Annotated in this window: 23 protein-coding genes; 11 read left to right on the top strand and 12 right to left on the bottom strand. The window is 60.6% G+C overall.

What is annotated here, in order from left to right:
- Positions 1 to 115 precede the first annotated feature (115 nt).
- Together ACR9ZQ_RS22040 and ACR9ZQ_RS22035 are read right to left on the bottom strand one after the other, a co-directional pair.
- Entirely contained in the window at positions 116 to 787 is a 672-nt protein-coding gene (locus ACR9ZQ_RS22040) for a L,D-transpeptidase (protein WP_113323884.1), read from the bottom strand.
- A 135-nt stretch (positions 788 to 922) separates the two neighbouring features.
- Complete coding sequence (locus tag ACR9ZQ_RS22035; RefSeq protein ID WP_481428821.1) at positions 923 to 1,672, bottom strand: L,D-transpeptidase; 750 nt, start codon at positions 1,670 to 1,672, stop codon at positions 923 to 925.
- A 210-nt stretch (positions 1,673 to 1,882) separates the two neighbouring features.
- Here ACR9ZQ_RS22035 and ACR9ZQ_RS22030 point away from each other — a divergent pair, with 210 nt between their 5' ends.
- Together ACR9ZQ_RS22030 and ACR9ZQ_RS22025 are read left to right on the top strand one after the other, a co-directional pair.
- Positions 1,883 to 2,512, top strand: a complete 630-nt coding sequence (locus tag ACR9ZQ_RS22030; protein WP_310378613.1) for a DNA-3-methyladenine glycosylase I — start codon at positions 1,883 to 1,885, stop codon at positions 2,510 to 2,512.
- Positions 2,509 to 2,991: a hypothetical protein gene (locus tag ACR9ZQ_RS22025; protein WP_481428820.1), complete on the top strand. Its 483-nt coding sequence runs from the start codon at positions 2,509 to 2,511 to the stop codon at positions 2,989 to 2,991. Before ACR9ZQ_RS22030 ends, ACR9ZQ_RS22025 begins: the two co-directional genes overlap by 4 nt.
- Before the next feature lie 64 nt (positions 2,992 to 3,055).
- Here the strand turns inward: ACR9ZQ_RS22025 and ACR9ZQ_RS22020 are convergent, their stop codons facing one another.
- Positions 3,056 to 3,760: an HAD family hydrolase gene (locus ACR9ZQ_RS22020; protein ID WP_113323880.1), complete on the bottom strand. Its 705-nt coding sequence runs from the start codon at positions 3,758 to 3,760 to the stop codon at positions 3,056 to 3,058.
- Positions 3,761 to 4,005: 245 nt separating this feature from the next.
- Here ACR9ZQ_RS22020 and ACR9ZQ_RS22015 point away from each other — a divergent pair, with 245 nt between their 5' ends.
- The gene (locus ACR9ZQ_RS22015) at positions 4,006 to 5,055 is read left to right on the top strand and encodes an aldo/keto reductase (protein ID WP_037110113.1); all 1,050 of its coding nucleotides are present in this window, start codon (positions 4,006 to 4,008) and stop codon (positions 5,053 to 5,055) included.
- Positions 5,056 to 5,120: 65 nt separating this feature from the next.
- On the opposite strand, the gene copM is transcribed toward ACR9ZQ_RS22015, so the two are convergent.
- The 3 genes from copM to ACR9ZQ_RS22000 form a co-directional block, all read right to left on the bottom strand.
- Positions 5,121 to 5,480, bottom strand: a complete 360-nt coding sequence (gene copM, locus ACR9ZQ_RS22010; RefSeq protein WP_481428819.1) for a CopM family metallochaperone — start codon at positions 5,478 to 5,480, stop codon at positions 5,121 to 5,123.
- Positions 5,481 to 5,552: 72 nt separating this feature from the next.
- Positions 5,553 to 5,918, bottom strand: coding sequence for a hypothetical protein (locus tag ACR9ZQ_RS22005; protein WP_481429350.1), 366 nt, complete (start codon positions 5,916 to 5,918; stop codon positions 5,553 to 5,555).
- Between the two features lie 40 nt (positions 5,919 to 5,958).
- Positions 5,959 to 6,717 (bottom strand): hypothetical protein, encoded by a 759-nt coding sequence (locus ACR9ZQ_RS22000; protein ID WP_481428818.1) that lies wholly within the window; start codon positions 6,715 to 6,717, stop codon positions 5,959 to 5,961.
- A gap of 135 nt (positions 6,718 to 6,852) precedes the next feature.
- Between ACR9ZQ_RS22000 and hisS the strand changes: the two genes are divergently transcribed.
- From hisS to hisG, 3 genes are read left to right on the top strand one after another with little or no spacing between them, the layout of a single operon-like run.
- Positions 6,853 to 8,367 (top strand): histidine--tRNA ligase, encoded by a 1,515-nt coding sequence (gene hisS / locus ACR9ZQ_RS21995; RefSeq protein WP_481428817.1) that lies wholly within the window; start codon positions 6,853 to 6,855, stop codon positions 8,365 to 8,367.
- A 1-nt stretch (position 8,368) separates the two neighbouring features.
- Positions 8,369 to 9,490, top strand: coding sequence for an ATP phosphoribosyltransferase regulatory subunit (locus ACR9ZQ_RS21990; RefSeq protein WP_310378602.1), 1,122 nt, complete (start codon positions 8,369 to 8,371; stop codon positions 9,488 to 9,490).
- Complete coding sequence (gene hisG, locus ACR9ZQ_RS21985) at positions 9,487 to 10,182, top strand: ATP phosphoribosyltransferase (RefSeq protein WP_007814195.1); 696 nt, start codon at positions 9,487 to 9,489, stop codon at positions 10,180 to 10,182. The genes ACR9ZQ_RS21990 and hisG overlap by 4 nt, the downstream gene beginning before the upstream one ends.
- 71 nt (positions 10,183 to 10,253) lie before the next feature.
- Here hisG and ACR9ZQ_RS21980 read toward each other — a convergent pair whose 3' ends face one another.
- A complete protein-coding gene (locus ACR9ZQ_RS21980; protein WP_007814196.1) occupies positions 10,254 to 10,682 on the bottom strand; it encodes a DoxX family protein in 429 nt (142 codons plus the stop codon).
- Positions 10,683 to 10,886: 204 nt separating this feature from the next.
- On the opposite strand from ACR9ZQ_RS21980, the gene ACR9ZQ_RS21975 reads away from it, so the two are divergent.
- Entirely contained in the window at positions 10,887 to 11,597 is a 711-nt protein-coding gene (locus ACR9ZQ_RS21975; RefSeq protein WP_481428816.1) for a glutathione binding-like protein, read from the top strand.
- A 47-nt stretch (positions 11,598 to 11,644) separates the two neighbouring features.
- Here the strand turns inward: ACR9ZQ_RS21975 and ACR9ZQ_RS21970 are convergent, their stop codons facing one another.
- The 4 genes from ACR9ZQ_RS21970 to groES form a co-directional block, all read right to left on the bottom strand.
- Entirely contained in the window at positions 11,645 to 12,652 is a 1,008-nt protein-coding gene (locus ACR9ZQ_RS21970; protein ID WP_310378596.1) for a serine hydrolase domain-containing protein, read from the bottom strand.
- 60 nt (positions 12,653 to 12,712) lie between these two features.
- Positions 12,713 to 13,159: a hypothetical protein gene (locus tag ACR9ZQ_RS21965; protein ID WP_310378593.1), complete on the bottom strand. Its 447-nt coding sequence runs from the start codon at positions 13,157 to 13,159 to the stop codon at positions 12,713 to 12,715.
- Positions 13,160 to 13,915: 756 nt separating this feature from the next.
- Positions 13,916 to 15,553: a chaperonin GroEL gene (groL, locus tag ACR9ZQ_RS21960; protein ID WP_481428815.1), complete on the bottom strand. Its 1,638-nt coding sequence runs from the start codon at positions 15,551 to 15,553 to the stop codon at positions 13,916 to 13,918.
- Between the two features lie 55 nt (positions 15,554 to 15,608).
- Positions 15,609 to 15,905 carry a co-chaperone GroES gene (gene groES / locus ACR9ZQ_RS21955; RefSeq protein ID WP_007814205.1) on the bottom strand — a complete coding sequence of 99 codons (297 nt, stop codon included), beginning with the start codon at positions 15,903 to 15,905 and terminating at the stop codon, positions 15,609 to 15,611.
- 308 nt (positions 15,906 to 16,213) lie between these two features.
- Here groES and ACR9ZQ_RS21950 point away from each other — a divergent pair, with 308 nt between their 5' ends.
- On the top strand, positions 16,214 to 17,062 hold the full coding sequence (locus ACR9ZQ_RS21950) for a TIGR01459 family HAD-type hydrolase (protein WP_481428814.1): 849 nt from the start codon (positions 16,214 to 16,216) through the stop codon (positions 17,060 to 17,062).
- A gap of 14 nt (positions 17,063 to 17,076) precedes the next feature.
- Entirely contained in the window at positions 17,077 to 18,060 is a 984-nt protein-coding gene (locus tag ACR9ZQ_RS21945) for a bifunctional riboflavin kinase/FAD synthetase (RefSeq protein WP_310378587.1), read from the top strand.
- 2 nt (positions 18,061 to 18,062) lie between these two features.
- Here ACR9ZQ_RS21945 and ACR9ZQ_RS21940 read toward each other — a convergent pair whose 3' ends face one another.
- On the bottom strand, positions 18,063 to 19,277 hold the full coding sequence (locus tag ACR9ZQ_RS21940) for an MFS transporter (RefSeq protein WP_481428813.1): 1,215 nt from the start codon (positions 19,275 to 19,277) through the stop codon (positions 18,063 to 18,065).
- 600 nt (positions 19,278 to 19,877) lie between these two features.
- Here ACR9ZQ_RS21940 and ileS point away from each other — a divergent pair.
- Complete coding sequence (gene ileS / locus ACR9ZQ_RS21935) at positions 19,878 to 22,784, top strand: isoleucine--tRNA ligase (RefSeq protein WP_481428812.1); 2,907 nt, start codon at positions 19,878 to 19,880, stop codon at positions 22,782 to 22,784.
- 131 nt (positions 22,785 to 22,915) lie between these two features.
- On the top strand, positions 22,916 to 23,545 hold the full coding sequence (locus ACR9ZQ_RS21930; RefSeq protein ID WP_481428811.1) for a hypothetical protein: 630 nt from the start codon (positions 22,916 to 22,918) through the stop codon (positions 23,543 to 23,545).
- The last annotated feature ends 15 nt before the right edge of the window (positions 23,546 to 23,560 follow it).

The following is a 23,560-nucleotide window of genomic DNA, read 5'->3' as shown; positions in this document are numbered from 1 at the left end:
ATCCCCGAAGTACCGAAAGGTGATCAGGTCAATTCTGTGGCAGAGTTCTGTGTCACAATCTTAACAAACATAAAGGCGCACGAGGTGCGCCTTTATTTTTTGTTGAAAGTGTGGCTCAACCGCCGAACATGGTGCGCAGGATATCGATGCCCTTGTCCTGGAAGGCGACATTGCCCTGCTTGTTGCCGGGGCCGACGACGATGACCTTGGTGCCGACGGAGACGCGGCTGTAAAGATGCGAGACGTCGTTATTCATCATGCGGATGCAGCCCGAGGACATGTTGAGGCCGATCGTCCAGGGCTGGTTCGTGCCGTGAATGCGGAAGATCGTGTCGCGGCCGCCCTTGTAGAGATACATGGCGCGCGCACCGAGCGGATTATCCGGGCCGCCGGGCTGAACGGCGGGAAGATTGTGACCTTCGCGGGCCTCGCGGGCGCGCATCTCAGCCGGCGGCGTCCAGCTCGGCCACTCGGCCATGCGGCCGACCGTCACGACACCCGACCAGCCGAAACCGTCGCGGCCGACGCCGATGCCGTAGCGCGTGGCGCGGTTATTGCCTTCGACGAGGTAGAGAAACTTGTTGTTGGTGTCGACGATAATGGTGCCGGGCTTTTCGCTGGTGGCAAGACGGACGACACGTTTGCGGAACTGTGGCTTGATCTCACGGGTCTGCTTGACGCCGCGCACGGCGTCCGTAGCCGTCATGACCGGTTCCGCGCTGACGGTCACAACTGTACAGGACAGCGCGACGGCAGCCGCCGCCGCGAGCCTAAAAAACTGCTTCATTTTCGATACCCTCTCCTTCAGACCGCGTAGAGGCTAGTCAAATCGGTTTGAATTTCAAGTCGGAGAGGTGAGGGACACGGTTTTTTGTTGTCAAGCGGGCGGCTGTTCTTGCCGTCCGCTGGCGTTATTTGGCCTTTACATCACGATGACGCGGGTGCCGATATTGACGCGATCATAAAGGTCGACCACGTCCTCGTTGCGCATGCGGATACAGCCGGAGGAGACGGCGCTGCCGATCGTCCAGGGCGCATTGGTGCCGTGAATGCGGTAGAGCGTGGAACCGAGATACATGGCGCGGGCGCCGAGCGGATTTTCCGGGCCGCCATCCATGCGGGCGGGAAGATAATGGCCCTTGGCGGCTTCGCGGCTCACCATTTCCGAGGGCGGCGTCCAATCCGGCCACTCCGCCTTGCGGGTGATCTTGTGGGCGCCTGCCCATTCGAAGCCGGGCTTGCCGACGCCGACGCCGTAGCGGCGGGCCTTGCCGCCATCCACGACGAGGTAGAGGAAGCGGTTGTTGGTGTCGATGATAAGCGTGCCGGGCCTTTCCTTCGTATCGTAATCGACGATCTGCGGCAGGAACTGCGGCTCGACCTGCCCACGGATGACGGGGACGCCGGGACGGATGGCCGACACGGTCTGCGGTGCCGGCTGCGGCGCGCGCTGGATGTACGTCCGGCGCTGGAAAAGGCCGCGCTGCTGTACGACGACCGGCCGCTGGTAGACGACGGGACGAACCGAACCGCCGCCGAGCTGGTTGATCCAGGGGGCGGTGAGATCGGGGCTCAACACCACGGGCGGACGGGAGGCGTAGCGGTCGTCTGCAAGGGCGGCCGTGGACAGAATGCCGAGCATGGTTGCGGCAAGGACAAGGGGTTTCATCATCGGACGAACTCTCTACAAATGACCGAAAATGCGCTGGCGGAATTGTCCGCCTGCGGTCATGCTGCCACCGCGTTCGCCAGCGAATGGTAAATACGGATTCATTAAAAGGCGACGGACGGAATAAACTTTTCGTCAGGGTTACCGTTCGGTTTGGAAAGAAGGTTTGCAAATGGTAAAGCCGGATTCACAGCCGCAAAACGAGAAGAAAATATGAGCGAAACCGGCATCATCATCGGCGAGGATGGCAAGAGCCGCTGCCACTGGCATGCGAATCTGCCCGACTACCTGCGCTACCACGATGAGGAGTGGGGCAGGCCGGTCACCGATGACATCAGGCTCTTCGAAAAGATCTGTCTCGAAGGCTTTCAGTCCGGTCTTTCCTGGCTGACGATCCTGCGCAAGCGCGAGAATTTCCGCGCCGCTTTCGCCGGCTTCGATTTCGAGAAGGTGGCGCGCTTCGGCGACGAGGATATCGCTCGCTGCCTTGCTGACGCCGGCATCATCCGCCATCGCGGCAAGATCGTATCGACGATCAACAATGCGCGTCGCGCAATCGATCTCAGGAGCGAATTCGGCACTCTCGCCCGCTACTTCTGGAACTATGAGCCGCGCCAGGAAGATCGGCCTGCCGTCGTCGACCGCCAGCATATCGTCGCCAATCCGACCACCGCCACGTCAGTCAGGATTTCCAAGGATTTGAAGAAGCGCGGCTGGACCTTTGTCGGACCGACCACAGTTTATGCCTTCATGCAGGCTATGGGTCTCGTCAACGATCATCTCGAGGGCTGCTTCTGTCGCGCTGAAGTGGAGGCAATGCGCGCAGCATTGGCGCGCCCATGAAGCCGCTTCTTGTGTTTGCCACAGCACTTTTCCTGTCCGCCTCCGCAGCCATTGCGCAGACGCCGCAACTCGACCCGGGCGAGAAAATCGAAAAGCTGCAGTTCCCCGCCGTGACCATGCAATTGAAGGGTTGGACCAAGTTCGGCAACAGCCACGTCTATACGCTGCCCGTGCGCGTCGGCCAGCATGTGAAGATCAGCTTCGAGACAAAGAGCAAATTCGCCTATCTCGCGATCTTCGATCTGTCGAAACCCGATGACGAAGCCTTTTTCGGGACGGACGAGGACGGCACCAGCTACGAGACGACCGTCAAGGAAAACGCTACCTGGCTGCTGCGCCCTTACTATTCCAAGGTCTCGCCGCGCCGCGGGCTGGGCGCGCCCTACAGCATCCTGATCGAACCGCTCGCCGCGGCTCCTCAGCCGGTGAAGCCGGCGCCTCAACAGGAGGAGCGGCCGTCGCTTTTTCCGAAGCGGTAATAACCGAGAGCAATTTTAGCAAAACTGTGCAGCGGTTTTGCGTCTGGAATTGCGTAAGGATGCTTTAGCCAAGCCCGTCGATCAGCCCGCGCAATTCGCCGAGATGGACAATCCTGCGGAAGCGCGGCGCGTCTTTCGGCTCCTCGACCCGCTCCAGGACCCAGGTGAGCTCGTGGGGCACGAAGACACCGTAGCTGCCGGCGGCAATGGCCGGCACGATATCGGACTTCAGCGAATTGCCAACCATCATCGCCCGCTCCGGCCCGTCGCCGACCTTGGAGAAGATGCGCCGATAGGTGACCGCCGTCTTGTCGGAGACGATCTCGACAGCATCGAAGTAGTCGCCAAGTCCGGACTGGGCGAGCTTGCGCTCCTGATCGAAGAGATCACCCTTGGTGATCACCACCAGCAGATATTTTCCGGCAAGCGTTTCCAGCGTGTCGCGCACGTGCGGCAGGGTTTCGACCGGATGGGACAGAAGGTCGCGTCCGGTATCGAGGATCTTGGCGATCACACTCGCGGGCACCTTGCCCTCGGTGATTTCGATCGCCGTTTCGATCATCGACAGCGTGAAGCCTTTGATGCCGAAACCATAATGGGCGAGGTTGCGTTTTTCGGCTTCGAGAAGCCGCTCGGAAATCTTCGCGCCCTCGGCGAAATCAGCGAGAAGCCGGGTAAAATGCTCTTCCGTCAGTCTGTAATAATGTTCGTTCTGCCAGAGTGTGTCATCGGCATCGAAACCGATCGTCGTCAATGGTCGGGCGGTCATATACACACCTCTAGAAATACGCCCTGTCGATATAGGCGGGCAATCTATTCCCAGCCTGTGTCGAGACAAGGGCGTCTCCACGGGGCCGTGTTCCGTTGAAAAACGCGGGCCGGCGACCTACATGAAAAGTGCCTCACCTTGCAGCCAGCCCCGGCTGTGCCTGTTACGCGCAGGCCAATAATCAAAAAATAGAGTTCAGCAGTCCGCAAGCCCCTATTGCGGCAGACACAAGGGAATTTCTCGACATGCGTTACAATCAACTCGGAAATACCGGACTTTTCGTATCTGAAATCTGCCTTGGAACCATGACATTCGGTGAGGCCAAGCAAGGCACCCCCTGGGGCGCCATTGCCGATGTCGACCAGAAGGCGGCCGATGAGATCGTCCAGCGTTCACTGGATGCCGGCGTCAATTTCATCGATACCGCAGACGTCTATTCGTTTGGTGAATCCGAGCGGCTGCTCGGCCAGGCACTGAAGAACCTTGGCGTGCCGCGCAAGGATGTCGTCATCGCCACCAAGGTCTATGGCGTTATGGGCGACAAGCCGAACGACCGCGGCGCCTCGCGCGGCCATATCATGGATTCCGTCGAGGCAAGCCTCAAGCGCTTGCAGACGGATCATATCGATCTCTACCAGATCCATGCCACCGATCCGGTCACGCCGATCGACGAGACGCTTCGCGCGCTCGACGATCTCGTCTCCCGCGGCCTGGTCCGCTACGTCGGCGTGTCCAACTGGCAGGCATGGCGCATCGCCAAGGCGCTCGGCATTTCCGAGCGTAAGGACTATGCCCGTTTTGAGACCGTCCAGGCCTATTATTCGATTGCCGGCCGTGACCTCGAACGTGATATCGTGCCGCTGCTGCAGGAAGAAAAGCTCGGCCTCATGGTCTGGTCGCCGCTCGCTGGCGGCCTGCTCTCGGGCAAGTATGGTCCGGGCGCACCGGGCAATGGTGAAGGCCGCCGCGCCAATTTCGACTTCCCGCCTGTCGACAAGGATCGGGCCTGGGCTTGTGTCGCCGTCATGCGCGAAATCGCCGAAAAGCATGGCGTCAGCGTCGCCACGGTGGCGCTTGCCTATATCCTCGCGAAGCCCTTCGTCACGACCGTCATCATCGGCGCCAAGCGCGTCGATCAGCTCGACCAGAACCTTGCTGCCGTCACGCTGAAGCTCGATGCAGAGGAGATCAAAAAACTCGATGAGGTCAGCGCCCTTGCTCCGGAATATCCGGGCTGGATGCTTTCCCGCCAGGCCGCCGGCCGCCGCCCGGTCGATTTCGAGCCCAAAGCCTGATCAAGCAAAGGACTGATTGAAGAGGGCCGCCGTTCCGACGGCGGCCCTTATTCTTTGCTGCCGACTTATTTGGCGTGCGCCTTCAGCCAGGCATTCATCTCGGCGATTTCAGCCTCCTGCGCCTTGACGACACTCTCGGCAAGTTTGCGGATTTCCGGATCCTTTCCGTACTGCAGCTCGATCTTTGCCATGTCGATCGCTCCCTGATGGTGAGGGATCATGCTGCGGACGAAATCCACATCGGTATCGCCGCTCAGTTTGATCATCATATCCTTGTGCATCCTGTCATTGGCCTCCGTGAAAGCCTGGCTGGATGGGCCGTGGCCGCCCATGTGCTTGGACATGTCCATGGTCGGCATATCCTCGGCAAAGGCCGGCGCAGCAAAGGCGATGCTGGCGGAAAGGGCGATGATTTTCAGAGACATGAGTATTCCTTCCTCTGTCTGACAATAGGGTCTGATGGCAGCGCATCGCTGCCGTTCTGCAAAAAGGGATCGTCAGACGAAGCGGGGAGGCGGCGCCTGTGGTGTGGGCCTGTTGTCCCTGAGCGCCCGGTCGAGCGCAGGAGACGGATAGGCGAAAACATGCTTGCCGCCATCGGCAAGCAGATCGGCCGGCGGCAGCACCATGCAGGCGGCGCAAAGCGGCATATGGGCAACGCCTGTGGAGCAAGGGTCTTTCGCAGAATCGGCCTTAGCCGCCATATCGGGCATGGCCATGCCCTCCATGTGATGATGCGTCACGCTGGCTTCGGCCTGAACCGCAGTGTTCATCGATGCGCAGGTTGGACAGCCTGCCCATGCGGATAGGGTGCTGTAGACCAGCCAGCCGAAAAACATCGTCATGAGAGCCAAAGCGCGCATGCGAGAAACATAGGCAAGCCCAGGCGAAAAGCCAAGCCGCTCACCAGGCAGCAATGACCTTGTGAACGATCTGGTAGTCACGGCTTTCTTCGCCAAACGGTGCGACGGGCCAGTCCCAGCCGGCCTTCGCCTCGGGCGGCGCCACGCCATGCAGCAGGTCGGCTTCCTCATGTACTTTGCCGGTCCGGTCGATGACCACGTAGGAGATATCGGTCACCAGGCAGGTGCGGCAGGGCTGCACTGCCAGCCCCTCGATATGCGCCGCTATCAGCCGCTCGACGGTATATTCAGGCATCCCGGATGGAGCCTCTGCTTCATATTGTCGTTTGACGCCCCGGCCGATCTGCGAGAGCAGGTTGGCGGAAACGACGAAATCGAGATAGGGCACGCTGCGCAGGAAGCCGAGCGGCTCGGGATCTTGTCCTACCTTGAGATCGTCATAGCCGGAGAGATCGCGTTCGATCAGCCGCACGTTCCGATAGCGCTTGCCACTCAGCCGCAGGCGCACGGATGCGAGATGCACGAGATCGACGAGCACCACCGTATCGAAGCTCTCAGCCAGATCCTCGATCGGCACGTCCCGGAGCAATCCGGAGCCGAGCACGACAGCGGTCCGCCGCTGCGACAGGCCTGATATCGCGGCGGAAATGGCCTTCTTGCTGTTGGCCTCATGGGCCGCCCATTCGCGGCTGCAGCGGCCGGCGCGCGACCACAGATTGACCGAATAGCGCACGAAGCGGCGGTGCGCGCTGCCCGTAAGCGCTGCTGTGGCGAGATACTGAAGCGCTTCCGCGATCATGGCTATATCCTGATATCGGGTCCTTTCCGCATCGATCCATTGATTCTGGTCGCCACATCAAGGCCCTTGCCCTTGCCGCTACCCGCCCAATCCGCTAGGAAACCGCCACTGTCACATATGTGGAATTTCCCCGAAATGAACGACAAGCAGAAGAAACCGCAAAAGCTCAGGGCCCGCCTTCCGCGCGGCTTCGTCGACCGCTCAGCAGCCGATCTCCGCGCCGTCAACGAAATGACCGCGAAGATCCGCGAGGTCTACGAGCATTATGGTTTCGATCCGGTCGAAACGCCGCTGCTTGAATATACCGATGCGCTCGGCAAGTTCCTGCCGGACAGCGACCGCCCGAACGAGGGCGTCTTCTCGCTGCAGGACGATGACGAGCAGTGGATGTCGCTGCGTTACGACCTGACGGCGCCGCTCGCCCGTCATGTCGCCGAGAATTTCAACGAGATCCAGCTTCCCTACCGCACCTATCGCGCCGGCTACGTTTTCCGCAACGAGAAGCCGGGTCCGGGCCGCTTCCGCCAGTTTATGCAGTTCGATGCCGATACTGTCGGCGCACCGGGCGTTCAGGCCGATGCCGAAATGTGCATGATGATGTCCGATACGCTGGAAGCTCTCGGCATCAAGCGCGGCGACTATGTCATCCGCGTCAACAACCGCAAGGTTCTGGACGGCGTGCTGGAAGCGATCGGCCTCGGCGGCGACGACAAGGCCGGCCAGCGCCTCAATGTGCTGCGCGCGATCGACAAGCTCGACAAGTTCGGCCCGGAAGGTGTGGCCCTGTTGCTCGGCCCCGGCCGCAAGGATGAATCCGGCGACTTCACCAAGGGTGCCGGCCTTGACCAGAGCCAGATCGAGAAGGTTCTCTTCTTCGTCGGCATCAAGGATTATGCTGAAAGTGCCGCCCAGCTGGCAGAGCTAGTCGCCGGCACCGGGAAGGGCGTCGAAGGCGTCGAGGAGCTGAATTTCATCGGCGCGCTCGTCACCAGCGCCGGCTATCAGTCCGACCGCATCAAGATCGATCCCTCTGTTGTCCGCGGCCTCGAATATTATACCGGTCCGGTCTATGAGGCTGAACTGCTCTTCGACGTCACCAATGAAAAGGGCGAAAAGGTTGTCTTCGGCTCCGTCGGCGGCGGCGGCCGCTATGACGGTCTCGTCTCCCGCTTCATGGGCCAGCCGGTGCCGGCCACTGGCTTCTCGATCGGCGTCTCGCGCCTGATGACGGCGCTGAAGAACCTCGGCAAGCTCGGCCAGCAGGATATTATCGAGCCGGTGCTGGTCACCGTCATGGACGGCGATGTCGGGGCGATGGGCCGCTACCAGCGCTTCACGCAGGAGCTTCGTGCCGCCGGCATCCGCGCCGAGATGTTCCAGGGCAACTGGAAGAAATTCGGCAATCAGCTGAAATATGCCGACCGCCGCGGTTGCCCGATCGCCATCATTCAGGGCGGTGACGAGCGTGCGCAGGGCGTCGTGCAGATCAAGGATCTGATCGAAGGCAAGCGCCTCTCCGGCGAGATCGAGGACAATACGACGTGGCGCGAGGCGCGCGTGGCACAGGAAACCGTTGCGGAAGCCGATCTGATCGCCAAGGTGAAGGAAATCCTCGCCGCCCAGGCGGAGGACCGGAAGAGGGCGGGCTGATATGGCCCTGATCAACCTTCCTGATTTCTCCGGCGAGCTTCTGGACGAATTTTCCGCCCGCAAGGCGGAGCGTATCGACACACCGGTCATCCAGCCGGCCGAACCCTTTCTCGATATCGCCGGCGAAGATCTTCGCCGGCGTATCTTCATGACGGAAAGCGAAACCGGCGCCAGCCTCTGCCTGCGCCCGGAATTCACCATCCCCGTGTGTCTCCGCCATATCGAGAGCGCAACGGGCACGCCGAAGCGCTATTCCTATCTCGGCGAAGTCTTCCGCCAGCGCCGCGACGGCAGCAACGAGTTCTATCAGGCCGGCATCGAAGATCTCGGCGATATCAATCTCGCCAGCGCTGATGCCCGCGCAATCGGCGATGCCGTCGGCATTCTCTCTCGCCTGCTACCAGGCCGGCAGCTCGCCGTCACGATCGGCGATCAGGCCGTATTCGAGGCCGTCGTGCAGGCTCTTGGCCTGCCGCTCGGTTGGCAGAAGCGGCTGATCCATGCCTTCGGCAATATGATCCAGCTTGAGAGCCTGCTGGCGGGTCTCGTGAGCCCGCAATTCGTCACCGGCCTCGACGATCATGTCGCAGGCCTTGTCGGCCTCGAGGATGAAACGGCGCTGATTTCCTATATCGACGAGACGATGCAGGCGACCGGCTATTCCACCAATGCCAGCCGCTCGCCGCAGGAGATCGCCCGGCGGCTCAAGGAAAAGCTCGTCCTCTCCGAGACCCGTCTCGATGATGCGGCCTTCCAGGTGCTGGAAAAGTTCCTGTCGCTCAACGTACCGCTGGTCAATGCTTCGGCAGCACTCTCGCATTTCGCCGACGCGGCGGGGCTGAAGCTCGGCAATGCGTTGGCCCGCTTCGATGGCCGTGTCGCTGCACTCTCCAATGCCGGCGTCGATCTCTCGCTCATCGAATACCGCGCCGCTTTCGGCCGCCCGCTTGATTATTATACCGGCCTCGTCTTCGAGGTGATGGTCGAGGGCTCGTCGGCGGTTCTGGCCGGTGGCGGTCGTTTCGACAGGCTGATGACCTTCCTCGGTGCCAAGGACCGTATTCCCGCCGTCGGTTTCTCCCTCTGGCTCGACCGTATCGAAACCGAAAGGGCAGCCGCATGACAATCACCATTGCGCTTCCCTCCAAGGGCCGCATGAAGGACGACTGCTCTGATATCTTCGAGCGCGCTGGCCTGAAAATTTATGCCGTCGGCAATGACCGCTCCTATCGCGGCCGCGTCGAAGGCTGGGACGATGTGGAAATCGCCTTCCTCTCGGCCTCGGAAATTTCCCGCGAACTCGGCAACGGCTCCATCGATTTCGGCGTCACCGGCGAAGACCTCGTGCGCGAGGGACTGGCGGAGGCCGACAAGCGGGTGGAGTTCTGTGCCCGGCTCGGCTTCGGCCATGCCGATGTCGTCGTCGCCGTGCCGGAAATCTGGCTGGATGTCGATACGATGGCCGATCTCGTCGACGTCGCTGCCGATTTCCGCGCCCGTCATGGCCGCCGTCTGGCAATCGCCACGAAATACTGGCGCCTGACCCAGCAGTTCTTCTCCAGCCAGCACGGCATCCAGCTCTATCGCATCGTCGAAAGCCTCGGTGCGACGGAAGGTGCTCCTGCCTCGGGCTCGGCCGATATCATCGTTGATATCACCTCTACCGGCTCCACACTGCGCGCCAATCACCTCAAGGTGCTCTCCGATGGCGTCATCCTGCGCTCGGAAGCCTGCCTCGTGCGCGCCCGCAAGGATGCCCATGCCGATACGCCCACGGTGACGGCGATCGTCGAGGCTGTCCGCTCGGTTCTCTGATCACGTTATTGAACATGCAAAACCCGCCGTCAGGAGAGACGGCGGGTTTTTGTGTTTGGGAGGAAATGGAATTAGCGGGCGGCAACGGCCTGCAGGCCGCGGCGTGCGTCGATCGAATAGGCACCGGCACCGACGGTGGCGAGCAGGATGTACGCGCCGGCCAGTGTGATGTTCTTCATGACCATGATCTGGTTGAGGATATTCACGAGTTCGGCGCCACTTGCGTAGGGCAGATGGAAGACAACGGCCGTGAAGACACAGAAGCCGGCGAGCAGCCAGCCGACAATACGGACCTGGAAGCCCGTGAGAACCGCAAGGCCGGCCAGCAGTTCGAAGAGGCCTGCGACATAGGCCAGGAGGGTTGCTGCCGGCAGGCCGGCCCCGGCGATCATGCCGGCAGTACCGGCAGCATCGGTCACCTTGCCGAAGCCGGCAAGGATGAACATGAAAGACAGAAGAATGCGGGCGAGAAGGATGAGGGCGTTATTCGTATTCGACATGAACGTTGCTCCGTTGAATGGCTCTTGAGGTCTTGATGCCCCGGCACCGTGTTGGACCTCGGATGCCCTCTATTTCGCCTTTTTCTGACGTTGGGGAAAGATAAACGTCAGCGGACAGTTTGTTCACTAATATGAAACGATCGGTTGGCTTGCCTTGCATGGCGGCTGTCTTTTATGGTCGCCGCCTCACCCAAGGAGAAACCGATGGCAGATCTTTCCGCATTTCCGATCACCAGCCGCTGGCCGGCGAAAAACCCCGACATTATCCAGCTTTTTTCGCTTCAGACGCCGAATGGCGTGAAGATTTCAGTGGCGCTGGAGGAGCTCGCTCTGCCCTATGAGCCCCATTATGTGTCCTTCGCGACGACGGATCAGAAGACGGCGGAATTCGTATCGCTGAACCCAAACGGCCGTATCCCCGCGATCGTAGATCCCAATGGCCCGGATGGAAAGCCGATCGGGCTCTTCGAATCCGGCGCCATCCTGCTCTATCTGGCGGAAAAGACCGGCAAGCTGATCCCGGCTGATGCCGCGGGCCGCTATGAAACCATCCAGTGGGTCTTTTTCCAGATGGCCGGCATTGGGCCGATGTTCGGCCAGTTTGGCCATTTCTACAAATTCGCCGCCGACAAGGTCGCCAACAATTCCTACCCGGTGGAGCGCTACCGCGACGAGGCCAAGCGCCTGCTGGGCGTGCTGGAAAGCCGCCTGCAGGGCCGCCAGTGGATCACGGGCGACGAATACACCATCGCCGACATCACCACCTTCCCGTGGATCCGCGGCGCCGATATCTTCTATGGCGGCCGTGAAGTGCTGGACTATGCGAAATTCCCCGCCGTCATGGACTGGCTGCAGCGCTGCATCGCCCGCCCGGCGAGCGAGAAGGGCCTCAACATTCCGGTCAAGCCGGCCTGAGCTTTGGCCTGATTTTGGATTGAACGTTAGGCCGGTCTTGGGTCGGCCTAACCTTGCCCATTCATCGCAGCTAGCGCGAGGCGCAATACTGCGCCCATCTGGACATGGCTGGCACCGCTGCCGCTCCCTTTGGACGAGGCGGATCTGTGAACGATGACAAGATCGAGCGTCGGCAGCACGATCAGATACTGACCACCCCATCCACTGGCGTAGAACATCGGCACGTGTGTCGCCATGCTGTCGCCCCCGGCGTGCGCTTCTGTGGCCCACCAGAGATAGCCATAACCATGCCCGGCGCCGACTTCCGAATGAATGGCGGTGCTGTCGCTGACCCAGCTTTCGAGAACGATCTGCTTGTCTCCCCAGCAGCCGGAACGCAGATAAAGCAGCCCAACCCGCGCAAGATCGCGGGCCGACATACTGATCTTATAGACCGGGTGCAATGATTGAGGACCATGCTGGAACCAGCCGTCTCCCGGCGCATAATCTTCCATCTGGAGCGGAAGGACGAGCCGCGACACGAAGGCGTCAAACAGATTTTGGTCTGTCGCGCGCTGGATGATCGTGCCGAGGACGTTGAAATCCCAGTTATTGTAGAACCAGTGCGTTCCCGGCGGATGGCTTCCTCTCGCCGGGCGTCCCTTCTCCGTGTCGTAGACCGAAGGCAGATAGACACCGGATCGGGCCATCAGCAGGTTCATGACGGTTGCCTGCCGCTCTGCCGGCGTCAGGGGCTCGGTGTCGTCAATATCAAGATCTGCGAGCGTCGCATTCGCGTTGATCCGGCCCTCGGCGATGAAGATGCCGTATAACACGTTGATCAGGCTTTTCCGCACCGAGGCGACGCTGGATTTGAGCGTAAGATCGCCCCACTGATAGACCAGCCGTCCCGCCTGGACGATCATGAATGCGGTGGATTCGCTCTCACTCAATCTAAGGGAAAGTGCGGCAAGGCCAGTCGGCGACCAGCCGGAACTTTCGCTGGCGGCATCCTCCCATCGTATCCCGGGAAAGATGTGACCCGCATCGGTCGGAGATGCGCTTTCCCTGCCCATGAGGCTCTCCGGATTGATCCTGTCGGCAGCACGAGGAGCAAGCCCACGTTTAAAGCGCGCTTACTGCCGGCTGGCGATCTGGCTGGCACCTTCCAGCTTGAAGCGCGGGAAGACGAAAACGCCGACCATGCTGCCGCTGTACTTTTCTTCCAGCCCGTTGGATTCGCCCATGCAGAAGAGCGGCTGGCGAAAGCCGTTCGGCATGATGATGGTCGTCGAAAAGCAGAAGGATGAGGAAAGCGTCGCAGCCTGCTCGAAGAGCTGCAGAACGTGGTTGCGGTCCTTGGGATCGTAACAGCGCACCAGGCTCAACAGGCCGCATTCCTGCGCCGAGAGACCGTGCAGCATCGCGCTCCACTCGCCGAGCCTGATGACTCCAGTCGAAAAGTCCCCGATCCAGCTTTCGGAGACGGAAAACTGCGCCAACATGTCGTGATTATGATTGTTGTAGTCCAGCGAGCCGGGCATCAAGGGTGCGGCAGCATTGGCTTTGGCGATCTTAAACAAGGCGTTCCCCAGTTTGGGTGTGGCTCCCCTGCCACACGCTCGGCAAACACAAAGAAACAGGATCACATAGCGCCAGGCATCATGCCTGTGCTTTCACCTTGCGGGAACAGCTGTTCGGCTGCGCATTTGATGGTCGCCGCTCGAATGTCTCCCGCAAGATTTAATCTCGTATGTTCGCGGAGACCTTCGGAATCCCGAATGTTCACGCATGGCCTTTGGCGTGTCCGTTCTCGTCTGTGGCGAGAATTGTTCCGGGGCGAACGTCAATTGCAGCGCGGATTTATAGGAGCTTTTGCGCAAACGGCAACGGCTTTTTCCGGGGCGTTAGGTTGACGTTATGATTGGATTTTGCCCGGATTGCGCGTTATCCGCTAGTTTTGTGTTCAAAAGTCTCATTTATGCGTTGTGGAAACGGTTTCACACACACCATCGCATGCGGTTTTCGTAACTTAGACAGCTCTGAGACCGAATTTCATTGAAGGGGAAAATGCGAAGTGCGCAAGCCTCGCGAAAGTTTCGGACCAAAAACCGCGCCTTAAGTCGTAGCTTAAGCCGCGGTTATTTTCGAATCGACTGAATAAAAAAGGGCGGCCCGAAGACCGCCCTTTCTATTCCGGAGACCGGAATGGATATCAGGGATGGCTTACGCCCATCACATCATGTCCATACCGCCAGTTCAGCGCGCTCGACGCGCTGAACCATCTTGGATGATGATGGGCGGTTTCGTGGACGATGCTGTGAAAGGCCGTTGGCCTATCACATCATGTCCATACCGCCCATGCCGCCCATGCCGCCTGGCATTGCCGGAGCGTCCTTCTTCGGCAGCTCGGCGATCATGGCTTCCGTGGTGATCAGCAGCGAAGCAACCGAAGCTGCGTTCTGCAGAGCCGTACGGACAACCTTGACCGGGTCGACGATGCCCATGGCGATCATGTCGCCATATTCGGACGTCTGGGCGTTGTAGCCGTAGTTGTCTTCGTTCTTGTCGAGGACCTTGCCGACAACGATCGAAGCTTCGTCACCAGCGTTTTCTGCGATCTGGCGGACCAGCGACTGCAGGGCGCGGCGAACGATGTTGACGCCGGCTTCCTGATCCTGGTTTTCACCCTTGGCCTTGATCTTCGTGGAGGAGCGCAGGAGAGCAATACCGCCGCCCGGGACGATACCTTCCTGAACAGCAGCGCGCGTCGCGTTGAGAGCGTCGTCGATGCGGTCCTTCTTTTCCTTCACTTCGACTTCCGTCGAACCGCCGACGCGGATGACGGCAACGCCGCCAGCGAGCTTGGCAAGACGTTCCTGCAGCTTTTCGCGGTCGTAGTCAGAGGTGGTTTCTTCGATCTGGGCCTTGATCTGGGCAACACGGCCTTCGATGTCGGACTTGGCGCCGGCGCCGTCGACGATCGTGGTGTTTTCCTTGGAGATCGAGACCTTCTTGGTGCGGCCGAGCATGTCGAGGGTGACAGACTCGAGCTTGATGCCGAGGTCTTCGGAGATGACAGTGCCGCCCGTGAGGATAGCGATGTCTTCCAGCATGGCCTTGCGGCGATCGCCGAAGCCCGGAGCCTTGACAGCGGCAATCTTCAGGCCGCCGCGCAGCTTGTTGACGACGAGGGTCGCAAGAGCTTCGCCTTCGACGTCTTCAGCGATGATGAGGAGCGGCTTGCCGGTCTGAACGACAGCTTCGAGAACCGGGAGCATGGACTGCAGGTTCGAGAGCTTCTTTTCGTGCAGCAGGATGAAGGCGTCTTCGAGGTCAGCAACCATCTTTTCCGGGTTGGTGACGAAGTACGGGCTCAGGTAGCCGCGGTCGAACTGCATGCCTTCGACGACTTCGAGCTCGGTTTCAGCGGTCTTGGCTTCTTCGACGGTGATAACACCTTCGTTGCCGACCTTCTGCATGGCTTCAGCAATGTCGAGACCGACCTGCTTGTCGCCGTTTGCGGAGATCGTGCCGACCTGGGCAACTTCTTCCGACGTGGAGATCTTCTTGGCCTTGGCCTGGAGATCCTTGACGACTTCAGCAACGGCGAGGTCGATGCCGCGCTTCAGGTCCATCGGGTTCATGCCGGCTGCAACGGCCTTGTTGCCTTCGCGAACGATGGCCTGTGCGAGAACCGTGGCGGTCGTGGTGCCGTCGCCGGCAATGTCGTTGGTCTTCGAAGCAACTTCGCGGACCATCTGGGCGCCCATGTTTTCGAACTTGTCTTCGAGTTCGATTTCCTTGGCGACAGAAACACCGTCCTTGGTGATGCGTGGAGCGCCGAAGGACTTGTCGATAACGACGTTGCGGCCCTTCGGACCAAGCGTGACCTTCACTGCGTCAGCGAGGACGTCGACGCCGCGCAGCATCTTTTCGCGCGCGCTGCGGCCGAACTTTACTTCTTTAGCTGCCATTTTGAGAACTCCTGAAAAGGGGTGTCAGCGATTTCGATGAAAGACAATCGGCCGATTAGCCGATAATGCCCATGATGTCGGCTTCCTTCATGATCAGAAGGTCTTCGCCGTCGATCTTGACTTCCGTGCCCGACCACTTGCCGAACAGAATGCGGTCGCCGGCCTTGACGTCCAGCGGAACGACCTTGCCGGATTCGTCACGAGCGCCGGAACCGACAGCGACGATTTCGCCTTCCTGCGGCTTTTCCTTGGCGGTGTCCGGGATGATGATGCCACCCTTGGTCTTCGCTTCGGATTCAACGCGACGGACGACGACGCGATCGTGAAGCGGGCGGAAATTGGTGCTTGCCATTGCTAATCCCTCGATCAAATGACATTCGCGGACCGGGTTGGTCCACAATGAAGGTGTTAGCACTCAACTCCCGTGAGTGCTACCGCCGTGCATTTAGGGATGGCTCCAGAAGGAGTCAAGAAGAGCCATCACGGATTTTTGTGCCGGAATTGTGGAGACAGGCGGGATTTGTCCGGCGTGGTTACCGAGCTTCGCTCACGTCCAGCTTTTGAACCTCCGGCGTTCTTCGCCTGACGCAGAAAATGCCTTGCCATTGAAGCCCGCCTTTGCAATGTCACCGGTGACTGAAAGCGAAGCAGGAAAGCGGAATGGCAAACCGGATTGCGAACTTCTCCGAAATCACCGATCGATACGATGCGGTGCTCTGCGATGTCTGGGGCGTCGTGCACAACGGCGTCGATCCCTTTCCGAAGGCCGGGGAAGCGCTCCAGGCCGCCCGTGCCGCTGGCCTCACTGTCGTTCTCATCACCAATTCGCCGCGCGTCTCCTGGCAGGTCGTCGAGCAGCTCCGCCAGATCGGCGTACCCGACGACGCCTATGATCGCATCGTCACCTCAGGCGATGTCACCCGCGCGCTGATTGCCGAAGGCCCACGGCAGGTCTTCCTGCTCGGCCCGGAGCGCGACAATCCGATCCTTGAAGGCCTCGATATCGAGCGCGCTGCCGCCGGCGACGCCACTTCCGTCGTCTGCACCGGCTTTTTCGACGACGAGACGCAGACGCCCGAGGACTACACGGACATGCTGCTGGATTTCAAAGCCCGCAACGTGCCGATGATCTGCGCCAATCCCGACCTCGTGGTCGAGCGCGGTCACCGCATCATTCCCTGCGCCGGCGCCATGGCCGCCTATTATGAGCAACTCGGAGGCTCCACCCGGATCGCAGGCAAGCCACACCGGCCGATCTATGAGGCCACACTTGCCGCTGCCCGCGAGGTCCGTGGTGATTTCCCTGTTAACCGTGTGCTGGCGATCGGCGACGGCATGCCGACGGATGTTCGCGGCGCCTTGAATTATGGCCTCGACCTTCTTTACATCAGCGGCGGTATTCACGCTAAGGAATATACGCTGCACGGTGAGACCGACGAGGCGATCCTGCACGCCTATCTCGAACGGGAAAAGGCAGCGCCGAAGTGGTGGATGCCGCGCCTCGCATAAGAGAATTGAAGCCGATGACCGTTTTCCACCGCAATGAAACCCGTGATCCGCTGCCCGAGCATTTGAAGGGCGGTGTCATCGCCATCGGCAATTTCGACGGCGTCCATCGCGGCCATCAATCGGTGCTGAACCGGGCTCTCGATATCGCAAAAGAGCGCGGTATCCCCGCCCTGGTACTGACCTTCGAGCCGCATCCGCGCACCGTCTTCAAGCCGGATGCGCCGGTCTTCCGCCTGACGCCCGCACCGTTCAAGGCGCGCATCCTGGAAGAGCTCGGCTTCAACGCGGTCATCGAATATCCCTTCGATTACGAGTTCTCGCAGCGCTCGGCGGAAGAGTTCATCCATTCCATCCTGAAGGACTGGCTTGGCGCGTCCGAGGTGGTGACCGGCTTCGATTTCCATTTCGGCCGCGGCCGCGAAGGTGGGCCTGCCTTCCTGATGGATGCCGGTAACAGGTATGGTTTCGGCGTCACACTGATCGACGCCTTCCGCGACGAGAATACCGATGTCGTCTCATCGAGCCATATCCGCGCGCTGCTGAAGGAAGGCGATGTCTCCTCGGTCGCCGCCATGCTCGGCTATCATTATACGGTCCAGTCGAAGGTCATCGACGGAGAGAAGCTCGGCCGCCAGCTCGGCTTCCCGACCGCCAACATGCAGTTGCCGCCGGAAGCGGAACTTGCAGCCGGCATTTACGCCGTTCGTTTCCGCCTCGAAAACGGCGGGCTCTATGATGCGGTGGCAAGCTACGGCCGGCGTCCAACGGTGACAGAAAACGGCGTGCCGTTGCTCGAAACCTATCTTTTCGATTTCAGCGGTGATCTCTACGGCCAGACCTGTTCGGTCTCCTTCTTCGGCTATCTGCGCCCCGAACTAAAATTCGATGGGCTCGATCCGCTCGTCGCGCAGATCAAGCGCGACGAGGAGGAGGCGAGGGCACTGCTGGCAGGAGTGAGACCGCTCGGCGAGCTCGACCGCAAGCTCTGTTTCGATTGACCTCAGGCCGTGCCGAGCGCGGGCTGTGATTTCCGGCGCGGCAAAGGCGGGAAAGCGAGTGCAATTGCCGCCGCACCGAGCCCGACCAGCGCGGAGCCGATGAAGAGCCACGAATAGTTGGCATAGGTATCGTAGATCCAGCCGCCGATCAGCGGGCCGAAGGCCATGCCGATGCTGGAGAGCATTGTCGCCGCCCCGAACACCGTGCCGATGACGCGCGGGCCGAAATATTCACGCGCCAGCACGGCATAGAGCGGCATCACCCCGCCATAGGCGCTGCCGAAGATGACGGCGAGCGCATAGAACTCCCCGAGCTTGCTGACGGCAAGATAGGTGGCAAGGGCCGCCGCCTGCACCAGCAGGCCTGCGATGATGACCGGCTTCACGCCGATCCGGTCGGCCAGCGTGCCATAGAGCAGACGCCCGCCGAGACCGGCAAGACCCTCGACACTGTAGATGCTGACGGCAGCCATCGGCGCAACGCCGCAGAACGTTGCGTAGCTCACCATATGGAAGATCGGTCCGGAATGGGCGGCACAGCAGGCGAAAAAGGTCAGCCCGAGCACGATGAACTGCGGGGAGCGGAAAACCTTCCACAGATTGGGGGCGCTGCCATCGGCTGACACTATGGCCTCATGCGCATCCTGCGGTGGCGACGGCCGCCGACGCACGAGAAGTGCTGCCGGTATCATCAGGATGAGCGCTCCGATACCGATGATCATCATCGCCGGGCGCCATTCATAGGTGGTGATCAGCCAGCGCGCGAAGGGCGAGATCGTCATCGGCGCAACACCCATGCCTGCCGAAACCAGCGAGACGGCAAGGCCGCGGTTCTCGTCGAACCACTCCGTCGTCGCGGCGATCATCGGCGCGAAAAAGGCACTGGCCGAAAGCCCGACCAGCACGCCGTAGGTCAGCTGGAACTGCAGAAGCGTTTCCGCGCGGCTGGCAAGCATCAGCGCCAGCCCGAGGATGACGGAGCCGATCAGCACCACCGGGCGCGGTCCGTATCGGTCGCTGGCAGCACCCCAGAAGAAGCCGCCTACGCCCATGACGATGAAATTCAGCGTCATGGCGCTGGCGATGCCGGCATGCGACCAGCCGGTCGCGTCGGCGATTGGTTGCTGGAAGATTGCGAGAGAAAACATGGCGCCGAGAGCAACGCACGTCATCAGTGCGCCGGCCGCGACGATTACCCAACGATAGGAACTGCTCATATCCACATCACTCCTTGCGGGCGGGTTTGATAGGCATGATGAATTTCCCATGCCTGCGAGTCAAAGACGTTCGGGCAACGGGGAATTCGACAGGGGTTTTGGGATTTTTTTGCATTGGGACCAGCAAAACTGCAGCCATCGCCTGTCCCAGGCGTTTGCCAAGCGATCGCCCGCGCATTGACCGTGCCCAGGCGTCGAAAGGCAATCTCGACATGGACAAGGGTTCTGGAACGGTGAGACAGTGAACGCCCTCGTTGCCGTCATCGTCAATCTGCCAGCGCCGGCACGGGGAGCTGCGAGAGCCTGAGCGTAGTTCCTGAATCTCGTTGGAGCGAAGCGGCAGGCATCCGGCCTGCGGCTTTTCGTGAGGCTGAGAGACTGAAATCCCTCTTCCTTTTCCGCTGAAAAGCGCCTATGAACCGGCGCAATGAGTAAATTCCGGCTGGCGCATTCGATACGAATTATCGGCCCGGTCTTCCGCGCGCGCTGAGCGGCCGGAAGGTCCGGGTTTTCGGCGCTTGGCTTGCGCGAGCGCTTTCCGTCACCACAGATTTCATATCCGCGTGCCCTTGTTCGGGCCGCCAGAAACGATTGTCACACATGACCGACACAGCCGAAAAGATCGATTACTCGAAGACCCTCTACCTGCCCGAGACGGATTTCCCCATGCGCGCCGGCCTGCCGCAGAAGGAGCCGGAACTCGTTGCCCGCTGGCAGCAGATGGACCTTTACAAGAAGCTGCGCGCCTCCGCCGCCGGCCGCGAAAAATTCGTCCTGCACGACGGCCCGCCCTATGCCAACGGCAACATCCATATCGGCCACGCGCTGAACAAGATCCTCAAGGACGTCATCACCCGCTCCTTCCAGATGCGCGGTTACGACTCCAACTACGTTCCCGGCTGGGATTGCCACGGCCTGCCGATCGAATGGAAGATCGAGGAAGAAAACTACCGCGCCAAGGGCAAGGCCAAGCCTGACCTGACCGAGCCGTCGGCGATGATCGAATTCCGCCGCGAATGCCGCGCCTATGCCGAAAAGTGGATCGCCATCCAGGGCGGCGAGTTCCAGCGCCTCGGTATCGTCGGCGATTTCGAAAACCCGTATCTGACGATGAACTTTCATGCGGAAAGCCGGATCGCCGGCGAGCTTCTGAAGATCGCCAGGAGCGGCCAGCTTTACCGTGGCTCCAAGCCGATCATGTGGTCGGTCGTAGAGCGCACTGCACTGGCGGAAGCCGAAGTTGAATACCACGACTATGAGAGCGACACGATCTGGGTGAAGTTCCCAGTCGCGAAGGGCCCTGATAACCTCAAGGATGCTTCCGTCGTCATCTGGACCACCACGCCCTGGACGATCCCTGGTAACCGGGCGATCGCCTATTCCTCGCGTGTTGCTTACGGCCTTTATGAGGTAACGGCTGCTGAGAACGATTTTGGCCCGCGCCCGGGCGAGAAGATGATCTTCGCCGACAAGCTCGCCGAAGAATCCTTCGCCAAGGCAAAGCTGCAGTATAAGCGTCTCGCCGACGTCACGGCTGCCGATCTCGCCGGCATCACCTGCGCCCATCCGCTGCATGGCCTCGGAGGCGGCTACGAATTTCTGGTACCGCTACTCGAAGGCGATCACGTCACCGACGATACCGGTACGGGTTTCGTTCACACGTCGCCGAGCCACGGCCGCGAAGACTTTGATGTCTGGATGGCGCATGCCCGAGAAATCGAGGGACGCGGTATTGAGACCAAGATCCCGTTCCCGGTTGACGACGGCGGCTTCTATACCGCCGATGCGCCCGGCTTCGAAGGCGCACGCGTCATCGACGACAACGGCAAGAAGGGCGATGCCAACGACCGCGTCATCAAGGCGCTGATCGAGCGCAACGCGCTCTTTGCCCGCGGCCGCCTGAAGCATCAGTATCCGCATTCCTGGCGCTCCAAGAAGCCGGTGATCTTCCGCAACACGCCGCAGTGGTTCGTCTATATGGACAAGACCCTGGCGGACGGCACGACGCTGCGCACCCGCGCCCTGAAGGCAATCGACGATACCCGCTTCGTGCCGGCTGCCGGCCAGAACCGTCTGCGCGCCATGATCGAGCAGCGCCCGGACTGGGTACTGTCCCGCCAGCGCGCCTGGGGCGTGCCGATCTGCGTCTTCGTCGACGAGCAGGGTGAGGTGCTGCAGGACGATGCCGTCAACCAGCGCATCCTCGATGCTTTCGATGCCGAAGGCGCCGATGCCTGGTTTGCTGCGGGCGCCAAGGAACGTTTCCTCGGCAACGAGCATGACCCGGCCAAGTGGTCGCAGGTCATGGATATTCTCGATGTCTGGTTCGACTCGGGCTCGACGCACACCTTCACACTGGAAGATCGGCCCGACCTGAAATGGCCGGCCGATCTCTACCTCGAAGGCTCCGACCAGCATCGCGGCTGGTTCCACTCTTCGCTCTTGGAATCGGCAGCGACACGCGGCCGCGCGCCTTATGATGCCGTCCTCACCCATGGTTTCACCATGGACGAGAAGGGCGAGAAGATGTCGAAGTCGAAGGGCAACGTCACTTCGCCGCAGGAAGTGATGAAGGATGCCGGTGCCGATATCCTTCGCCTCTGGGTCATGACCTCGGACTATGCGGACGATCTGCGTGTCGGCAAGACGATCATCCAGACCAATGTCGATGCCTATCGCAAGCTGCGCAACACCATCCGCTGGATGCTCGGCACGCTGGCGCATGACAAGGGCGAAGTCATCGCGCTCTCGGATCTGCCGGAACTGGAGCAGCTGATGCTGCACCGTCTCTCCGAGCTCGACCAGCTCGTGCGTGAGAACTATGACGCTTTCGACTTCAAGAAGATCGCCCGCGCATTGATCGATTTCGCAAATGTCGAGCTCTCGGCCTTCTACTTCGATATCCGCAAGGATGCGCTCTATTGCGATGCGCCCTCCAGCCTTCGCCGTCGTTCGGCACTCTACGTCATCCGCATGATCTTCGATTGCATGGTGACCTGGCTTGCTCCAATGCTGCCTTTCACCACGGAAGAAGCATGGCTCTCGCGCAATCCTTCGGCCGTCTCCGTGCATCTGGAGCAGTTTGCTCCCATCGCCAAGGAATGGCGCAACGATGCTCTGGCCGAAAAGTGGAAGCAGATCCGCGCGATCCGCAGCGTCGTTACCGGCGCTCTCGAAATCGAGCGCAAGGACAAGCGCATCGGCTCGTCGTTGGAAGCAGCCCCCGTCGTCTATGTTGCCGACGCGGAACTGCGCAAGGCACTTGAGGGCCAGGATTTCAGCGAGGTCTGCATCACCTCCGGCATCACCATCAAAGCGGACGCCGGCCCGGCTGACGCTTTCCGTCTGCCGGAAGTGCCTGAAGTCGCTGTCGTTCCGAAGCTTGCCGAAGGCGTAAAATGTGCCCGTTCCTGGCGCATCACCACCGATGTCGGTTCCGATCCTGATTATCCCGACGTTTCGGCGCGTGACGCAGCGGCACTCCGCGAACTCGGCATCCGTGCCTGAAGATATTTGCCGGGTGAATTGCCTTTATGGCGTTCATCCGGTAAAAGCTGCCTGAAAATGGCCGGATTTTTGCGTCAGGGGGACGATTGTCCGGTGGGCAGTACTGATTCCGGCATGCGGGAAGGGTTTTCATGTTAGCGACGCATTGGTTCCGTTTGGGCGCCTGCCTGTCTCTTGTTCTGGCGGCAAGCTCCACGATGTCCGGCTGCGCCAGCAGCCCGACCTACGGTACCGACAAGACCGCCATGGAACAGCTTGCCGACGACCTCGGCCAGTCCGTTTCGCTGACCGGTCCCGGCCCGAAGAACACCGGCGTGAAATATACGCCGCGTCCGACGCTGGTCATGCCTGCGCCCGCGCAGAAGGAAACGCTCGTCGCGCCGCAGCAGAATGTCGCCAACAAGGACAATCCTGAGTGGGTTGAATCCCCGGAAGAGGCCCGCGCCCGTCTCGTGAAGGAAGCCGACGAGAATTCGGACAATCCGAGCTATCGTTCGCCGCTCGCCAGTTCCGCCATCGAGGGCGGCCGCCAGACGACCGAAGCCCAGACCAAGGCCTATCGCGAAGCCCGTGCTCTGCAGAAGGGCGCCTATATCGACCAGCGCCGCTACATTTCCGATCCGCCGACCGAATATCGCGCCGTCGACGATCCGGCAAAGCTCGATGACCTCGGCACGCCGGAGCAGAAGAAGGCGAAGCAGCGCAAGAAGGATGCAGCGGTCGCCAATAGCGGCACCAAGTGGTGGCAGATCCTTCAGTAAAAGCAATTCAGCAAG

The organism is Rhizobium sp. KNZ14-9A, from assembly GCF_056755015.1.
The sequence above is the reverse complement of the archived record's forward strand: the minus strand, read 5'-3'. Positions and strand labels throughout refer to the sequence as shown.

Excerpts from the sequence above, each read along its gene's own strand:
- ACR9ZQ_RS22040 (WP_113323884.1), bottom strand. The coding sequence starts at position 787 with ATGAAGCAGTTTTTTAGGCTCGCGGCGGCGGCTGCCGTCGCGCTGTCC.
- ACR9ZQ_RS22035 (WP_481428821.1), bottom strand. The coding sequence starts at position 1,672 with ATGATGAAACCCCTTGTCCTTGCCGCAACCATGCTCGGCATTCTGTCC.
- ACR9ZQ_RS22030 (WP_310378613.1), top strand. The coding sequence starts at position 1,883 with ATGAGCGAAACCGGCATCATCATCGGCGAGGATGGCAAGAGCCGCTGC.
- ACR9ZQ_RS22025 (WP_481428820.1), top strand. The coding sequence starts at position 2,509 with ATGAAGCCGCTTCTTGTGTTTGCCACAGCACTTTTCCTGTCCGCCTCC.
- ACR9ZQ_RS22020 (WP_113323880.1), bottom strand. The coding sequence starts at position 3,760 with ATGACCGCCCGACCATTGACGACGATCGGTTTCGATGCCGATGACACA.
- ACR9ZQ_RS22015 (WP_037110113.1), top strand. The coding sequence starts at position 4,006 with ATGCGTTACAATCAACTCGGAAATACCGGACTTTTCGTATCTGAAATC.
- copM (WP_481428819.1), bottom strand. The coding sequence starts at position 5,480 with ATGTCTCTGAAAATCATCGCCCTTTCCGCCAGCATCGCCTTTGCTGCG.
- ACR9ZQ_RS22005 (WP_481429350.1), bottom strand. The coding sequence starts at position 5,918 with ATGCGCGCTTTGGCTCTCATGACGATGTTTTTCGGCTGGCTGGTCTAC.
- ACR9ZQ_RS22000 (WP_481428818.1), bottom strand. The coding sequence starts at position 6,717 with ATGATCGCGGAAGCGCTTCAGTATCTCGCCACAGCAGCGCTTACGGGC.
- hisS (WP_481428817.1), top strand. The coding sequence starts at position 6,853 with ATGAACGACAAGCAGAAGAAACCGCAAAAGCTCAGGGCCCGCCTTCCG.
- ACR9ZQ_RS21990 (WP_310378602.1), top strand. The coding sequence starts at position 8,369 with ATGGCCCTGATCAACCTTCCTGATTTCTCCGGCGAGCTTCTGGACGAA.
- hisG (WP_007814195.1), top strand. The coding sequence starts at position 9,487 with ATGACAATCACCATTGCGCTTCCCTCCAAGGGCCGCATGAAGGACGAC.
- ACR9ZQ_RS21980 (WP_007814196.1), bottom strand. The coding sequence starts at position 10,682 with ATGTCGAATACGAATAACGCCCTCATCCTTCTCGCCCGCATTCTTCTG.
- ACR9ZQ_RS21975 (WP_481428816.1), top strand. The coding sequence starts at position 10,887 with ATGGCAGATCTTTCCGCATTTCCGATCACCAGCCGCTGGCCGGCGAAA.
- ACR9ZQ_RS21970 (WP_310378596.1), bottom strand. The coding sequence starts at position 12,652 with ATGGGCAGGGAAAGCGCATCTCCGACCGATGCGGGTCACATCTTTCCC.
- groL (WP_481428815.1), bottom strand. The coding sequence starts at position 15,553 with ATGGCAGCTAAAGAAGTAAAGTTCGGCCGCAGCGCGCGCGAAAAGATG.
- groES (WP_007814205.1), bottom strand. The coding sequence starts at position 15,905 with ATGGCAAGCACCAATTTCCGCCCGCTTCACGATCGCGTCGTCGTCCGT.
- ACR9ZQ_RS21950 (WP_481428814.1), top strand. The coding sequence starts at position 16,214 with ATGGCAAACCGGATTGCGAACTTCTCCGAAATCACCGATCGATACGAT.
- ACR9ZQ_RS21945 (WP_310378587.1), top strand. The coding sequence starts at position 17,077 with ATGACCGTTTTCCACCGCAATGAAACCCGTGATCCGCTGCCCGAGCAT.
- ACR9ZQ_RS21940 (WP_481428813.1), bottom strand. The coding sequence starts at position 19,277 with ATGAGCAGTTCCTATCGTTGGGTAATCGTCGCGGCCGGCGCACTGATG.
- ileS (WP_481428812.1), top strand. The coding sequence starts at position 19,878 with ATGACCGACACAGCCGAAAAGATCGATTACTCGAAGACCCTCTACCTG.
- ACR9ZQ_RS21930 (WP_481428811.1), top strand. The coding sequence starts at position 22,916 with ATGTTAGCGACGCATTGGTTCCGTTTGGGCGCCTGCCTGTCTCTTGTT.